Annotated in this window: 15 protein-coding genes; 9 read left to right on the forward strand and 6 right to left on the reverse strand. The window is 70.6% G+C overall.

The window, feature by feature from the left end:
* Nucleotides 1-3: 3 nt before the first annotated feature.
* Nucleotides 4-2,187 (reverse strand): DUF6351 family protein, encoded by a 2,184-nt coding sequence (locus ABD093_RS04590; RefSeq protein ID WP_343922735.1) that lies wholly within the window; start codon nucleotides 2,185-2,187, stop codon nucleotides 4-6.
* Nucleotides 2,188-2,397: 210 nt separating this feature from the next.
* Between ABD093_RS04590 and ABD093_RS04595 the strand changes: the two genes are divergently transcribed.
* Nucleotides 2,398-3,897, forward strand: a complete 1,500-nt coding sequence (locus ABD093_RS04595; protein ID WP_343922737.1) for an RNB domain-containing ribonuclease — start codon at nucleotides 2,398-2,400, stop codon at nucleotides 3,895-3,897.
* Nucleotides 3,894-4,667 (forward strand): hypothetical protein, encoded by a 774-nt coding sequence (locus tag ABD093_RS04600; RefSeq protein ID WP_343922738.1) that lies wholly within the window; start codon nucleotides 3,894-3,896, stop codon nucleotides 4,665-4,667. Before ABD093_RS04595 ends, ABD093_RS04600 begins: the two co-directional genes overlap by 4 nt.
* On the opposite strand, the gene glgA is transcribed toward ABD093_RS04600, so the two are convergent.
* A complete protein-coding gene (gene glgA / locus ABD093_RS04605) occupies nucleotides 4,668-5,861 on the reverse strand; it encodes a glycogen synthase (RefSeq protein ID WP_343922739.1) in 1,194 nt (397 codons plus the stop codon).
* A 91-nt stretch (nucleotides 5,862-5,952) separates the two neighbouring features.
* Between glgA and glgC the strand changes: the two genes are divergently transcribed.
* Both glgC and serB read left to right on the forward strand, forming a co-directional pair.
* Nucleotides 5,953-7,194: a glucose-1-phosphate adenylyltransferase gene (gene glgC / locus ABD093_RS04610; protein ID WP_343922741.1), complete on the forward strand. Its 1,242-nt coding sequence runs from the start codon at nucleotides 5,953-5,955 to the stop codon at nucleotides 7,192-7,194.
* Entirely contained in the window at nucleotides 7,191-7,859 is a 669-nt protein-coding gene (serB, locus tag ABD093_RS04615) for a phosphoserine phosphatase SerB (RefSeq protein WP_193117155.1), read from the forward strand. The genes glgC and serB overlap by 4 nt, the downstream gene beginning before the upstream one ends.
* A 9-nt stretch (nucleotides 7,860-7,868) precedes the next feature.
* On the opposite strand, the gene ABD093_RS04620 is transcribed toward serB, so the two are convergent.
* Together ABD093_RS04620 and fabG are read right to left on the reverse strand one after the other, a co-directional pair.
* A complete protein-coding gene (locus tag ABD093_RS04620; protein ID WP_193117154.1) occupies nucleotides 7,869-8,396 on the reverse strand; it encodes a SixA phosphatase family protein in 528 nt (175 codons plus the stop codon).
* A gap of 55 nt (nucleotides 8,397-8,451) precedes the next feature.
* Complete coding sequence (gene fabG / locus ABD093_RS04625; protein ID WP_193117153.1) at nucleotides 8,452-9,177, reverse strand: 3-oxoacyl-ACP reductase FabG; 726 nt, start codon at nucleotides 9,175-9,177, stop codon at nucleotides 8,452-8,454.
* 163 nt (nucleotides 9,178-9,340) lie between these two features.
* Between fabG and ABD093_RS04630 the strand changes: the two genes are divergently transcribed.
* The 5 genes from ABD093_RS04630 to ABD093_RS04650 all read left to right on the forward strand — a co-directional run bounded on the left by ABD093_RS04630 (nucleotide 9,341) and on the right by ABD093_RS04650 (nucleotide 13,363).
* Nucleotides 9,341-10,678 carry a hypothetical protein gene (locus ABD093_RS04630; protein WP_343922744.1) on the forward strand — a complete coding sequence of 446 codons (1,338 nt, stop codon included), beginning with the start codon at nucleotides 9,341-9,343 and terminating at the stop codon, nucleotides 10,676-10,678.
* Nucleotides 10,675-11,202, forward strand: a complete 528-nt coding sequence (locus ABD093_RS04635; RefSeq protein ID WP_193117151.1) for a hypothetical protein — start codon at nucleotides 10,675-10,677, stop codon at nucleotides 11,200-11,202. The genes ABD093_RS04630 and ABD093_RS04635 overlap by 4 nt, the downstream gene beginning before the upstream one ends.
* Nucleotides 11,199-12,113, forward strand: a complete 915-nt coding sequence (locus ABD093_RS04640) for an SURF1 family cytochrome oxidase biogenesis protein (protein ID WP_343922746.1) — start codon at nucleotides 11,199-11,201, stop codon at nucleotides 12,111-12,113. The genes ABD093_RS04635 and ABD093_RS04640 overlap by 4 nt, the downstream gene beginning before the upstream one ends.
* Nucleotides 12,085-12,897, forward strand: coding sequence for a glycerophosphodiester phosphodiesterase family protein (locus ABD093_RS04645; RefSeq protein WP_193117149.1), 813 nt, complete (start codon nucleotides 12,085-12,087; stop codon nucleotides 12,895-12,897). The genes ABD093_RS04640 and ABD093_RS04645 overlap by 29 nt, the downstream gene beginning before the upstream one ends.
* A 115-nt stretch (nucleotides 12,898-13,012) precedes the next feature.
* A complete protein-coding gene (locus ABD093_RS04650) occupies nucleotides 13,013-13,363 on the forward strand; it encodes an RNA polymerase-binding protein RbpA (protein WP_193117148.1) in 351 nt (116 codons plus the stop codon).
* Between the two features lie 76 nt (nucleotides 13,364-13,439).
* Here ABD093_RS04650 and ABD093_RS04655 read toward each other — a convergent pair whose 3' ends face one another.
* Entirely contained in the window at nucleotides 13,440-14,003 is a 564-nt protein-coding gene (locus ABD093_RS04655) for an FxsA family protein (RefSeq protein WP_193117147.1), read from the reverse strand.
* A 37-nt stretch (nucleotides 14,004-14,040) separates the two neighbouring features.
* On the reverse strand, nucleotides 14,041-14,796 hold the full coding sequence (locus tag ABD093_RS04660) for a polyprenol monophosphomannose synthase (RefSeq protein WP_193117146.1): 756 nt from the start codon (nucleotides 14,794-14,796) through the stop codon (nucleotides 14,041-14,043).
* Nucleotide 14,797: the final 1 nt, after the last annotated feature.

Genomic DNA, 14,797 nt, shown 5'->3' on the forward strand with positions numbered 1-14,797 from the left:
TCGTCAGAACCGCTGCCAGGTCCCCGCATGCTCGACCTCGCCGCGCCCCGGGAGCGTGTAGTCGCACACGCCGTCGGGGAACGCGGCCAGGAGCTGCTCCCACTGCTCGTCGGTGAACTCGACCGGGTACTCGGCCCGTACGGGCTCCGACGTGGTGCAGGCGATGACGTCGGCCTTCACCGATTCACCGGCCACCTCCCGGGGGAAGCTCGCCGAGGGGTAGAGCTGCTCGCACGCGGAGGCGGGATCGCGGTCCAGGGTCATCGCGTGGAACTCGGGCTCGTCGCCCTGATCCATGCAGCCCTCGACGAGGGAGTCCGGGCGAGCCGCTCCGATCTCCGTGAGCGTGGGCCGGTCCTGGAGGTCGTCCGTCGGCTCGAGCTCCGTGAGCCAGGCGTCCATCTCGGTCAGGGCGTGCATCAGCAGCGGGCTCTTGGTCGAGAACAGGCCGTACCGGTCGTCCTCGAGCAGGCTGACGTGGTTCTCGATCGAGCCGTTCGCGTCGCGCAGGCGCTCCCGCATCGAGCTGGTGTGATATCTGATGTGGATGTCCCCCGCCGGCTTCTCGTCGGCGTAGGCGCGGTAGTCGATGACCGGGGTGCTCGCGAGTCCCTGGCCGCCATCGGTCAGGCGCCCCGTGCGATAGGCGGCCTCGACGGCGGGGAGGTCGGCGACGGAGCGTTCAGGGCGGAAGTTCGCGTCCTGGTCGTAGCCCCCGATGGCGTCGTTGAGGTCGAGGAACTGCTCGACGTCGATGGTCCCGTCGGCCAGTGCGGCCAGCCCGTACTGGATGCCGACGTTGTCCAGCGGCCGCAGTGCGAAGCCCGTGGCCGGGTCGGTGCCGTAGATGGTCGCGGTGTGGTCGTAGACGTCGCAGCGCACCCCGGTCGGATTGGTCTCGGGGTCGTAGCGCTGCTCCTGGGGCAGGGTCGGCGGGCAGAACTCGCGCGGATCGATGCGCAGCGCGCCGCCGGAGACGTTGTCCATGGTGGCGAGGGTCTGGAACCCGGTGACCTGTCGCTTCTGCTCCTGCGTCCAGTCGACGTCGGCGCCGCCCGCGAAGTAGTTCTGCAGCAGTCGGGCGTCGGTGATGGAATCGATCGTGCCGAAGCCGACCTCCGGGAAGGAGGCGCCGACGACGATGCCGTCGAAGATCCCGGGGTAGTTGTCCGCGGCCTGGTGGCCCTGGTACGAGCCTCCCGAGGCCCCGAGGCCGATGGTGAAGTCGTCGCGGCCATAGGTCTCGATGAACTCCTCCTTCGTCATCTGGGCGGTCTCCGAGGTGAGCAGATCGTTGCAGTTGTTGCCGAACACGTTCAGGGACGACGAGACCATGGCGTAGCCCTTCGACAGCACCCGCGGGTCGAGCACCCCGCCGGTCGTCGGCCCCTGGCGGTACCAGCCGTCCACGCATCCGCCGCCGAGGGTGTAGACCACTTCGCCGTTCCAGCCTGCGGGCCGGGCCGCCGGGGTCACCGGGTCCTCCGTGAGCGGATCGTGCAGCGCGGCGTGCTGGAAGATGCCGCGGTTGGCGGTGCCGTGGGCGAGGCGCACGATGAACGGCACCTCGATCTCCTCGTCGGTCGTGGTGCGCGCGAGGTCGTCGGGGTAGTCGGTGGCGTCCTCGGGGAACGCCTCCCAGGTGCCGGCAGTCGTGTAGTAGACGTGATCGACGCGGTCCTCGATCGAGCAGTTCTCGTCGAGCGGTTCGCCGAGCGTCTCGTCGGTGCCGGGCACCTCGAAATCCTGGGTCTCACAGGCGAAGGGCTGCTCGTGGGGGCCGCTGAACAGAGGTCCCTCGTCCGGATGGTTGATCACCGTGAGCTCGTCGGCGCCCCGGGCCTGCCCCGGGAGCGCGGCGCGCAGCAGGTTCTCGCCCAGGTCCATGCCGTCGACGCGGCCGACCAGCACCTCGCGGTTCTCGTCCCAGGTGAAGGCCGAGGTCACGTCCTCCCCGTTCAGGGTGACCTCCACGCGGTCGTGCGGGACGTTGTGCTCGGAGGAGATCTCGATCAGGGCGTCGCCGCCGGTCACCAGATCCGGCGCGCTGGAGGCGGTGTCCAGCTGCAGACCGGAGCCGTCCTTCGCCGCGGGGACCTCGGCCAGTGCTGGACCGGTGACGAGGACCCCGACGGCGGCGATCGCGGCGGTGAGGAGGCGGATGCGTGAGCCGGGATGGAGCGGCACGAGAGGTCCTTCACGAGGTCGGGGATCGGGAGAGCGCTCGCTGGCGCCTCCGGAACGCTATCGGCCTGCGGAGATCCCGTCCCGGGAATGCCCAGGAAATCCTCGGGAGGCCTCAGGTTTCGCCGTGCTGTGACCTCCTGGACCCTTCCCGTTCGCCCGCTCGATCCCCGTAAGCTGGCCGGGCCCGAACCACCCCTCCAGGAGGCCGTAGTGTCGCACCGCCCCGTGTCCCTGACCGCCCCGCGAGGATCGGTCGCCGCCGACGTGATCCGCGAGGGGATCGACGCCCTCCTGGCCGCCGCCGCGGACGAGATCCCGCTCGATTTCCCCGCCGGGGTCCTCGCCGAGGCAGAGCAGGCCGCCGGCCGGCAGCTCGACAGCTCCGCGCGCACGGACCGCACCGAGGTGCCCTTCGTGACCCTGGACCCCGCCAGCTCGACCGACCTCGACCAGGCGATGCACCTCGAACGCACCGACGACGGGTTCCGCGTGCTCTATGCGATCGCGGATGTTCCCTGGTTCGTCGATCTCGGCAGCGCCCTGGACCAGGAGGCGCGCCGTCGTGGGGAGCCCCTGTACCTCCCGGACCGGCGCATCCCCCTGCACCCCGAGGTGCTCTCCGAGGGAGTCGCCTCCCTGCTCCCCGACCAGTCCTCCCCTGCCTTCGTGTGGGTCCTGGACCTGGACGCCGCCGGCGAGGTGCGGACGATCGACCTCGAGCGCTCGCAGGTGCGCTCGGTCGAGAAGCTCGCCTATGACCAGGTGCAGGAGGATCTCGAGCACGGGAACGGCCACCCGATGATGGTCCTGCTGCAGGAGATCGGAGCACTACGCGCGCAGCTGGAGTCCGCCCGCGGCGGGGCGAGCCTGAACGTGCCCGAGCAGGAGGTCGTCGCCGACGGCGACCACGTGCGCCTGACCTGGCGCCGACCCCGACCGATCGAGGACGCCAACGCCCAGATCTCGCTGATGACCGGGATGGCCGCGGCGCAGCTGATGCTCGAGCACGGTTCCGGGATCCTGCGCACCATGCCGCCCGCTGAGGACAGCGCCGTGGACCGCTTCCGCCGTCAGGCCGAGGTGCTCGGCATCCCGTGGGCGACCGACCAGGCCTACGGGGACTTCCTGCGGTCGCTGGACTGGCACGAGCCGGCGCATCTCGCGCTGCTCAACCACGCCACCGCACTCTTCCGCGGCGCCTCGTATGCGGCGTTCACGAGCGCCGAGGAGGTCCCGGAGGATCCGGAGCAGGCCGCGATCGCCGCTCCCTATGCGCATACGACGGCGCCCCTGCGGCGGCTCGTGGATCGTTTCGTGCTGCTCGTGTGCCACGCCCATGTGCAGGGCACGGAGCCCTCGGCCGAGCTGCTCGCCGCGCTCGCCGAGATCCCCGAGGCGATGCGGGTCACCGGGGCCCGGTCCGGCGATCTCGAGCGCCGGGCCATCGACCTGGTGGAGGCCGCGGCGCTCGCCGCCTGGACGGGCGAGACCTTCGAGGCGACCGTGATCGAGCGGCGCGAGGCGAGTCCGGCGAAGGACGGGAACGACGGCACGCCCACCCGCGTCGAGGTCCAGCTCTCCGAGCCCCCGGTCACCGCCTGGGTGCCGATGGATGCGGCGCTGGGCGAGGTGGTGCGGGTGCGCCTCGACTCCGTCGACACCGCAGAGCGCGAGGCCGTGTTCGTCGCGGCGGCGGACGGGGCCGCGTGAGCGAGGCGGCCGCCGGCAGGGACCTCGTCGCGCTGCCCCGGGCCGCGGTGCTGGCCCTGTGGGCCTCGACCTATCTGCACGGTGACCTCGGGCCCGACGACGCCGCCGACATGAGCTACGGCGTGGGCCGCAGCGGACCCGGCGACGAGGGGGTGGACCTCTTCGACTGGATGACCGGGCTGCGCCGGCTCCCCCTCGCCCAGCTGCGCCTGGCGCTCCCCGCGCCCGGTCGCATCGCCGGCCTCGTCGGCCCGCCGGCGGCGATACCTGCCGCGATCGAGGCGGAATCGGCGATCGTGGTGACCGCCGCCGGGATCGCGGACCACACGCTGATCCCGGTCGTCACGCCCGTGGGGCATCCAAGCGGGAGCATGAACGCGGTGAGCTGGGTACGTCACGCCGCGCCCGTGGGCACTCAGGTCCCGCCGGCGGCCAGCTCCGGTCATGCCCGCGAGGAGCTGCTGCGTGCGCTGCGCCGGGCGGCCGACGGCAGCATCGAGCTGGATCTGGTGCCGGACGAGCCGGTGGAGCCGGCCAGGATCCCGGCCACCTGGATCTCGACGGCTCTCCCCCGCCATGTCGACGCAGGGGACGCGCATCTGCTGGTGCTCGCCGCGCGCACTCTCCTGCTGACCCGGTCCGAGATCGACGACGGGCACGGGCACACCGTGCACCTGGCCGAGGCGCTCGCCCGGCGCGGGCTGCTCGACGAGCTGCACGATGTCGCCCGCGGGGCGCTCATCGAGGCCGTCGAGCGGATCGCCTCCTGATCAGACGCCCTGCGCGATGACCGTCCTGTAGACCTCGAGCGTGCGCTCGGCGATCGAGGTCCACGAGAAGTGCTCGGCGGCGCGATGCCGGGAGGCCTCGCCCATCTCGCGGGCCCGCTCCGGGTCCGAGACCATCCTCACGAGCGCCGCGGTGAGGTCCGCGACGTAGCGGTCGGGGTCGACCGGCGTGCCGGTGCCGTCGGTGACCTGCTCGAGCTGCACCAGGTAGCCGGTCTCCCCGTCGGCCACGACCTCGGGGATGCCGCCGGTGGCGGAGGCGACCACCGGGGTGCCGCAGGCCATCGCCTCGAGGTTCACGATGCCCAGCGGCTCGTACACGCTGGGGCACACGAAGGTGGTGGCGTGGGTGAGGATCTGGGTGAGCTCGTGGCGGGGCAGCATCTCGGTGATCAGGTGTACGTTGCCGCGCTCGGCGTGGAGCTCGCCGACGAGGCCGTCGACCTCCGCGGCGATCTCCGGGGTGTCCGGGGCGCCGGCGCAGAGCACCACCTGGTAGTCGGCGGGCAGCTCGCGCACGGCGCGCAGGAAGTAGGGCAGGCCCTTCTGACGGGTGATCCGGCCGACGAAGACGATCGTGGGAGCGTCCGGGTCGATGCCTCGCGAGGTCAGGGCGGAGGTCTCGGGGTTCGGGGACCACTCCTCGATGTCGATCCCGTTGTGGACAACATGGACCTTGTCGGGGTCGACCGAGGGATAGGCGCGCAGGATGTCCTCGCGCATGCCGCCGGAGACGGCGATGACGCCGGCCGCCCCTTCATAGGCGGTGCGCTCGGCGAAGGAGCTCACGCGGTAGCCGCCGCCGAGCTGCTCGGCCTTCCAGGGACGCAGCGGCTCGAGCGAATGCGCGGAGAGCACGTGCGGCACCCCGTGCAGCAGCGAGGCCATGTGCCCGGCGAAGTTCGCGTACCAGGTGTGGGAGTGGACGAGGTCCGCCCCGGCGCAGTCGGCCGCCATGAGCAGGTCGGTGCCCAGCGTCGAGAGGGCGGCGTTGGTGCCCTCGAGCTCGGCCGGCGCGCTGTAGGAGGAGGTGCCCTCCTCCTCACGCTCCGCTCCGAACGCCCGGACCCGCACGTCGATGGACGGGCGCAGCACCCGGGTCAGCTCGGCGACGTGCACCCCGGCACCTCCGTAGACCTCGGGCGGGTACTCCTTCGTCAACAGATCCACGCGCATGTCCGACTCCTTCGTGCTTCAGGCTTCCAGCGAGCGTCCGAAAATCCCCGAGGGGGCGTGACCAGTGCCACGTCTGGTCTATCCTCGCATTATGTCGTCCAAAAAGGTCCTCGCCATCGTCCTCGCCGGCGGTGAGGGGAAGCGGCTGATGCCGCTGACCCTCGACCGGGCCAAGCCCGCTGTGCCGTTCGGGGGCATCTACCGCCTGATCGACTTCGCGCTGTCGAACATCGCGAACTCCGGCTATCTCCGGATGGTCGTCCTGACCCAGTACAAGTCGCACTCGCTGGACAAGCACATCGCGCAGACCTGGCGCATGAGCTCGCTGCTGGGCAACTACGTCGCCCCGGTGCCCGCCCAGCAGCGCATGGGCAAGCACTGGTTCCGCGGCTCTGCGGACGCGATCTACCAGTCCTTGAACCTCATCCATGACGAGAAGCCGGAGTACGTGGTCGTCGTCGGCGCCGACAACGTCTACCGCATGGACTTCTCCCAGATGGTCGATGCGCACATCGAATCCGGCAAGGCCTGCACGGTCGCCGCGATCCGCCAGCCGGTCGAGCAGTCCGACCAGTTCGGCGTGATCGAGACGGATCCGTCAGACCCCACCACGATCAAGGCCTTCGTCGAGAAGCCGACGGTGACCGAGGGGCTCGCCGACGATCCCGGCTCCGTCCTCGCGTCGATGGGCAACTACGTCTTCACCGCCGACGCCCTCATGGAGGCCGTCACGCGCGACGCCGAGGACGACGACAGCAAGCACGACATGGGCGGCGACATCGTCCCCTACTTCGTGGACCAGGACTCCGCCGGCGTCTACGACTTCATCCACAACGTCGTGCCCGGCTCCACCGACCGCGACCGCGACTACTGGCGCGACGTCGGCACGCTGGACGCGTTCTACGAGGCGCACATGGATCTGATCTCGATCCACCCCGTGTTCAACCTCTACAACTATGACTGGCCCACCTACACCGGCCACCGCAACGAGCCGCCCGCGAAGTTCGTGCACGCCGGCCCGGGCCGTGTGGGCACGGCGGTGGACTCCCTGATCTCGCCCGGAGTGGTCATCTCCGGGGCCCAGGTGTCGAACTCGGTGGTCTCCCCCGGGGTGCGGATGAACTCCTGGTCCAGCATCTCGGACTCGGTGATCATGGACGACGTGTCCATCGGCCGCCACTGCCAGATCCACCGCGCGATCATCGACAAGGGCGTCGTGGTGCCGCCGCGCACCCAGATCGGTCTGGACGTCGCGAAGGACCGGGCCCGCGGCTTCGTGGTCACCGACTCCGGGATCACCGTGATCGGCAAGGGCACGGTCCTCGAACCGTGACCGCCGCAGCATCCGGCAGCCCGGCGGTCACCGGGCTGCTGGTCTCCGACGTCGATTCGACCTTCCTGACCCAGGAGGTCATCGAGCTCGTCGCCGAGCATGCCGGGGTGCGTGATCAGGTCGAGGAGATCACCACCGCCGCGATGCGCGGGGAGCTCGATTTCGCGCAGTCGCTGCGCGCCCGGGTCGCGCTGCTCGAGGGGCTCGACGAGTCGGTCCTGGAGCAGGTGCGCCAAGTGCTGGTGCCCACGCCGGGAGTGCTCGAGCTGGTGCGCCGTGCGAAGGCCGACGGCTGGATCACGGCTCTCGTCTCCGGAGGATTCCACGAGGTGATCGACGAGCTGGCCGCGAACAGCGGCATCGATCATGTGCTCGCGAACCGCTTCGAGATCGTGGACGGCCACTTCACCGGGAAGGTGTCGGGCCCGATCATCGACGGCGCCGCGAAGCGGCGCATGCTCGAGGAGCTGGCCACCACCTACGACGTCCCCGCCGCACGGATCGTCGCCATGGGCGACGGCGCCAACGACCGCGAGATGCTGCAGGCCGCGGGGACCGGGATCGCCTTCCGGGCGAAGCCGACCCTGCGCGAGGTGGCCGACGTGGCCCTCGACGGGGAGTCCCTGCTGGACGCCTGGCCGCACCTGCTCGCCGCGGCCCGCTGAGAGGACCTCTCAGGGGCGCACGATGGTGTGCAGCGTGAGGGAGTCCTCCCCGAGGTCCGACCAGTGCTCGAGGCGTCCCGAGAGCACTCCCATGCCGCCGGTGGGCATGCCCAGCCGTGCCTGCGCGACGGATCCGGGATCGGAGTCGTCGTCGCCGATCAGTGCCATGAGCGAGGCCATCGTCGGCTCGTGGCCGATGACCATCACGGCGCCGTGCTGGTCGTCGACCCCGTGCAGGAGGTTGACGACCTCGCCGACCCCGCCGAGGTAGATCTCGTCCTCGAAGGACACGGCGCCGTCGAAGCCCGGCATCTGCGAGAGGACGGCCTGCCAGGTCTGCGTGGTGCGCAGCGAGTCGGAGACGAGGACCTGTGCCAGGTGCACGTTCTGAGAGGCGAGGTACTCCCCCACCAGTCGTGCTTGGGTGAGCCCGCGCTCGGCGAGGGGACGCTCGTGGTCCGGCTGTCCGGAGCCGGCGTCCGCCTTGCCGTGACGCATCAGCAGCAGGAGGCGACTGGCGGGGTCGGAAGATGACATGGGGGTACGTTCACGCCTTCGTTGTGGGGTGCGGTCCTCGGACCGGGGAACCGGATCAGTGTCCCATGCCGAGGCCGCCGTCGACGGGGATCACGGCACCGGAGATGTAGGACGCCTCGTCGCTCGCGATGAAGGCCACCACGCGGGCCACCTCCTCGGGGTCGGCGAAGCGACCGGCCGGGATCGCCTTCTTGTAGGAGGCCTGCACGTCCTCAGCCAGCGCCGCGGTCATCTCGGTGTCGATATAGCCGGGGGCGACGACGTTCGCGGTGATGCCGCGCGAACCCAGCTCCCGGGTGGTGGCCCGGGCGATGCCGAGCAGACCGGCCTTGGACGCCGCATAGTTGACCTGTCCCGGCGAGCCGTAGAGGCCCACCACCGAGCCGATCAGCACGATGCGCCCCTTCTTCTTGCGCATCATGGACTTGATGACCCGCTTGACGGTGCGGAAGGACCCGGTGAGGTTCGTGTCCAGGACGGTCTCGAAGGACTCGTCGCTCATCCGCAGCAGCAGCTGGTCATCGGTGACCCCGGCGTTGGCGACGAGCACCTCGATCGGCCCGTGAGCCTCCTCGACGGCCTTGACCGCGGCGTCGAGGCTCTCGCCGGAGGTGACCTCCGCGGCGACGGTGAGCGCGCCCTCAGGGCCGCCCTGCCCGGAGCGGCTGGTGACCGCGACCTTGTCGCCACGGCGCAGGAACTCCTCGGCGATGGCGTAGCCGATTCCCCGGCTGCCTCCCGTGATCAGGACACTGCGCGGCTCGGTGATGGCGTCGGACATCTGGGCTCCTTGCGGGATTGCGGAGAACTTTTCGTGGGGTGGGCCCCGAGATGCACCATGCAGTCTCGGCAGGCCGCAGTGCTCTACGATACGGGCAAGACCACACCGGGATCCTTGGGGGGAAGCCCGGCCACGAACTTCAGCCTCGGAAGGTGCTATCCAGATGGCTTACCGTTTCAATCCTCCGCCGAACTGGCAGATCGACGACGCCTCATGGAGCCCGCCCCCGGGATGGCAGCCGGATCCGTCGTGGGGACCCGCGCCGGAGGGCTGGAACTTCTGGATCCAGGAGGAGGATCAGGCGCCTGCCGCCGGGCCGGCGCAGCAGCCGTCCGTGCCGGAGGATGCTGAGCCCCAGGACATGCCGGACTCCGACGACTCCGACGACGGCACCGTGATCTCCTCCGCTCCGGAGGACGAGCAGCCCGTCCCGTCGCCGTCTCAGGAGGCGGAGGCCGCCCAGGACGCATCGGAGGCCGGGACCGTGGTCTCGGGCGCTCCCGAGCAGGATCCTTCTGCACAGGACGCTGAGGCTCCTGCGACCGATGAGTACCCGGGACCGGACCTCGAGGCCGATCTGGCCCAGCAGGCCCCGTACGAGTCGGCGGAGCCGGTGGCGGACGCTGAGCCGTACGGGACCGCTGCGCCCGCTCCGTACGGGTCCCCTGCCCCCTATGGGTCCCCGGCGTCCGCGCAGACGGCCGGATACGACGAGCAGCACCAGGGCTATGGCACTCCCTCCGGGTCCGACTACCCGGCGTCACCCGCGTTCGGCCAGGATTCCGCGAACTCGATGGCGGGCAGCCCGGCGACGGACTCGGGGTGGACCGCCACCACCGCCACCGGGGAGGCTCCCAAGAAGGGGGCGATCGCCCGCTTCTGGTGGGTCGGCTGCATCGTGCTGTTCCTCGTCGTCGCGCTGATCGTCGCGGTCGTCGGCGGCATCTTCCTGTTCCGCGACGATTCCAAGACCGCCGGCGGTGACGGGGAGACCACCACCTCCCAGGAGGAGACCACTCCCGAGGAGGAGAGCACCTCCGACTCCGAGGAGCCGGTCTCGCCGGAGCCGACCACTGACCTGCCCGCGATCGGTGATGCCGCCGAGGCGAAGGAGATCACCGGAGAGAACGGCTCCGGGAGCCTCGCCGTCCAGACGGAATGGAAGAAGGCCGAGGATCTCCCCAGCAGCTACGGCGGCACCGTCGAGAAGGCGAAGAACGGCGAGTACCTCGTCGTCACCGCCGAGCTGACCGTCACCGAGGGCCAGATGGCGTTCCCGGCCTACTACTTCCAGGTGATGACCCCGTACGGCGGCGCGGTGGACGAATCCTCGGAGAGCTACGGGCTCGCGAACTCGGGTCGCGACTACGACTCGAGCTACGAGTTCACGAAGGGCGAGACCTACACCATCGTCCTCCTCTACGACTTCGTGCGAGCCGGGGGCAACACGCTCCAGTACGACAACTACGTCGACGTGTACACCTGGGACATCCCTGCGTGACCCAGCGTTTCAACCCCCCGCCGAACTGGCCGGAACCACCGCATGACGGATGGAACCCGCCGGCGGACTTCCGACCCCAGTACACCTGGGGCCCGATCCCGGCCGGGTGGCGGCTGTGGGTGCCGGAGGCCGCTGAGGGAACCGGCGGCTCTCCGCTGCTGGACTCCGAGGACGTCCCGGCCAGCGGCGCCCGGCCCCGGGAGCGGGTGGAGACCTATCCCGTCTCCGTGATCAACCCCGGCATGTGGTCCGACAACCATCTCGAGGACGAGGACTACGGCTTCCCGCCGGCGAAGCCGGTCAGGAACCGCCCGAAGCTCCGCCTGGGCGTGACGATCACGGTGACCGCCCTCGGCTTCGTGCTCGCCGCGCTGACCGCCGTGATGTTCGTGCTGCTGGTCGACTTCGCGATCGAGGACCTCCCGGGCAGGATCGCCGAATCCGCCGGGTTCATGGACCACGGGATCCACGAGGTCTCGATGCTCGCCGCCGGGAGCGCGACGGATGCGCCGGTCCTCGGATGACCCGACGCTCCACCCTCCGGCGCGTCCTCGTCAGCCGTGAGACCCTGTTCGCCGTGCTCGCCGTGCTGCTCGCCTCCGCGCTCTGCATCGGCCTCGGGTTCTGGCAGTTCGGGCGCTTCGAGCACAAGCGCGATGTCGCCGACGTCATCCACGCGAACTTCGACGCGGAGCCGGTGCCTCTCCAGGACGTCCTCCCCTCCCCGGAGTCGGCGCTCGCCCCGGAGGACGACTGGACCCCGGTCACCCTCCGCGGCAGCTACTGCACCGATGCGCAGTGCCTGCTGTACGTGCGCAACCGCCAGCTCGACGGCCAGGTCGGCTTCTGGCAGCTGGTGCCCTACCGCACCGAGGACGGGACCACCCTGCTCGTCGTGCGCGGCTGGGTGAACTCCCAGGGAGATGTCTCCGAGCCCGTCTCCGCACCACCGGTCCCCGAGGGCGAGCAGGAGATCACCGTGCGGCTGCGGCCCGCGGAGCCGACGCTGGACCGGGAGATCCCCCCGGGCCAGGTCCACTCCGTCAACCCTCCGCAGATCGACGGCCTGCTGCCGGAGCACGACGGGACCCTCGTCCGCGGCGCGTACGGCGACCTCGAGGCGGAGGATCCGTCCGACCCGCGGCCCGCGGCGCTGCCGGACCCCGAGACCGGGCTCGGCCCCCACCTCTCCTATGCGTTCCAATGGTGGATCTTCGCCCTGTTCTTCCCGGCGGCGCTGATCTATCGCACGCGGCGCACGATCCAGGACCTGGACGAGGCCGAGGGCGAGGGCGCGAGCGCCGACGGCACCGCAGACGAGGGTGCTCCTGCCCGCACCACCACCGATCATCGACCGCGCCGGGCCGCCCATTCTCGGCCGCGCGGTCAGGACGAGGAGGAAGAAGATGCACTCATCGACCACCGGGACGGGTGATCGTCCCCCGGCCCCCGGTTCCCGGTTCCTGCCCGGACCCCGACCGCGCCGCATCGCCCATCGCGGACTCGCGCTGGACGTCCCCGAGAACACCCTGCGCGCCTTCGAGGCGGCCCTGGCCGCCGGCGCGGACATGCTCGAGACAGACACTCGCGCCACCTCCGACGGACTGGCCCTGGCCGTGCACGACGAGGACCTGGCCCGCCTTGCCGGGGATCAGCGACGGATCGACGAGCTCACCGCCGCCGAGGCTGGGGCGGTGCGCCTGAGCGGGGACGAGCCCCTCGCGATGCTCGAGGACGTGCTTGGGACCTTCCGGGACGTGCCGATCAACATCGATGTCAAGGCGGCCTCTGCGATCGGACCGGCCGTCGCGGCGATCGCCCGCACGCGCAGCGCCGACCGCGTGTGCATCGCCGGCTTCGACCACGCCGTCGTGCGCCGCACGGTGCGGACCGTGCAGGCCGCCACCGGGATCCTTCCGGTGCGGAGCCCGGCGCGCCCCGTCATCGCGTCCTTCCTGGCCGCCCGGGCCGCCGAGGCCCCGGATGCTCTCATCCGGCGGCTCCTGGCCCCCTATGCGGCGCTCCAGGTGCCCGAGAGCTACCAGGGGCTGCCGATCGTCACCGCGGCCAACGTCGCCGCCGCCCATCGCGCGGGCTGCGAGGTGCATGTGTGGACCGTCGATGACCCTGTGACCATGCGGAATCTCCTGGTCAACGGGGTGGATGGTATTATCAGCAATCGTGTCGATCTGCTCTCCGAGCTGATCGACGGCGAGTGAGCGCTCCTCGACACCGCGGAACATTTCCGGGCCCTCGGGCGTTGTCACCCCATAGACCTCATCGGGCGGGACCCCGCCCGCCCACCACCATCCCCCGGCAGGAAGCGAGAACCGCATGAACAGCCGCAGCCTCCGAGGCACCCGACTGGGCTCCCTCTCCATGGAGACCGACGAAGGCGTCCTCGCCGCACCCCGTCAGGAGTCGGTCTACGACTGCCCCAACGGACACACGATCGTCCTCCCCTTCTCGGTCGAGGCGGATGTCCCGGCCGTCTGGGAGTGCCGCTGCGGCGCCTCCGCGCTGCTGCGTGACCACGAGCGCCCGGAGCTGAAGCCCGGCAAGCCCATCCGCACCCACTGGGACATGCTGCTCGAGCGTCGCAGCGAGGAGGACCTGCAGGTGCTCCTCGATCAGCGTCTCGCGCTCCTGCGAGCCGGCAAGCTGCACCAGCGCCGCAACCTCTGAGACGCTGCACGGACAGCGCCCCCGTTCCTGCCGTGATGGCGGAGCGGGGGCGCTGTGCTCTGTCCGGTGCGGGCAGTCAGCCCTGCGAGATGGTCGGCGGGGTGCTGTCGTCGCCGCCGCGCGGCGGTTTCTGTGCGTTCAGGATGATCTCCCCGTCGATGACTCCCTCCCCGGAGCGGCGGTAGAGCACCCTGCGCGCACCGGCGGATCCGCCGCCCAGGCCCATCGCCGCGACCGACCTGCGCTGCACCGGGGTCACCAGCAGCACCAGTCCGATGAGATCGGTGAGGATCCCGGGGAAGAAGAAGAACACGGCCGAGAGCAGCGTGAAGGCGGGGCGCGAGAGGTGGTCCTGGATGTCCCCGTGACCACGCACGGCCCGCACCAGGGAGCGCAGCCGGACGAAGGACTGCTGTCCGGCGGCGACCAGCAGGGCCACGCCGATCACCCACCCGATAGCGATGATCAGCACCGACCACCACAGGCTGGTGTTGACGCCGATGAGCACGAGGATCGTGAGCTCGAGCAGGCCCAGCACGACGATCGCGGCGGGGAGCAGCCTTCCCCAGCGCGAGCTGCTGCGGGTGGACCCGGAGGTCTCTGCGGTGGGGCGAGGGGCGGCGCCCGGTGCGGTGCTCATACGAGATCCCTTCCTGTGGCTCTCGGGGTCACCCAGATTAACGCAGGAGGTTCAGAGCCTGCTGGGTGCGGTGTGAGAGTCCCCAGAGCGTGACCAGCACCAGCGCTTCGCGCACGATGCGCGGGGACATCTTGCTGGCCCCTTCGGTGCGCTCGTCGAAATCGATGGGCACCTCGCTGATCACGGCTCCCGCGGCCCGGGCCCGACGTGTCATGTCGACCTGGAAGCAGTACCCCTGGGACGCGACGTCGCCGTGCACGAGCCCCTGCAGCAGCTCGGCCCGGAACACCCGGAAGCCTGCGGTCGCATCGCGGACCCCGAGCCCCAGCGCCGCCCGCACGTAGACGTTCGCCCCGCGCGAGAGCAGCAGTCTGCGCAGCGGCCAGTCGTGCACGTGGCCGCCGGGCATCCAGCGCGAACCGATCGCCAGATCCGCCCCGCGCCGCACGGCCTCGAGCAGGGACGGCAGCTGCTCGGGGCGGTGGGAGGCATCCGCATCCATCTCGACGAGCTGCTCGTAGCCCCGCTCGAGACCCCAGGCGAAGCCGGCCAGATAAGCGGGTCCGAGACCTTCCTTGCCCGCGCGGTGCAGGACGTGGACGTTCTCGTCCCGGGCGGCGACGTCATCGGCCCAGTCCCCGGTGCCGTCGGGCGAGGAGTCGTCGACGACGAGCACATGGGCGGCGGGCACCGCCGCGCGCAGTCGGGCGAGCGTGCCGGGCAGCGCCTCGCGCTCGTCATAGGTGGGGATCACGACGAGGGTGGGCGGCAGCGGGGCGGTGGAGGGTCGCACG

The organism is Brachybacterium tyrofermentans, assembly GCF_039526165.1.
GTDB lineage: Bacteria > Actinomycetota > Actinomycetes > Actinomycetales > Dermabacteraceae > Brachybacterium > Brachybacterium tyrofermentans.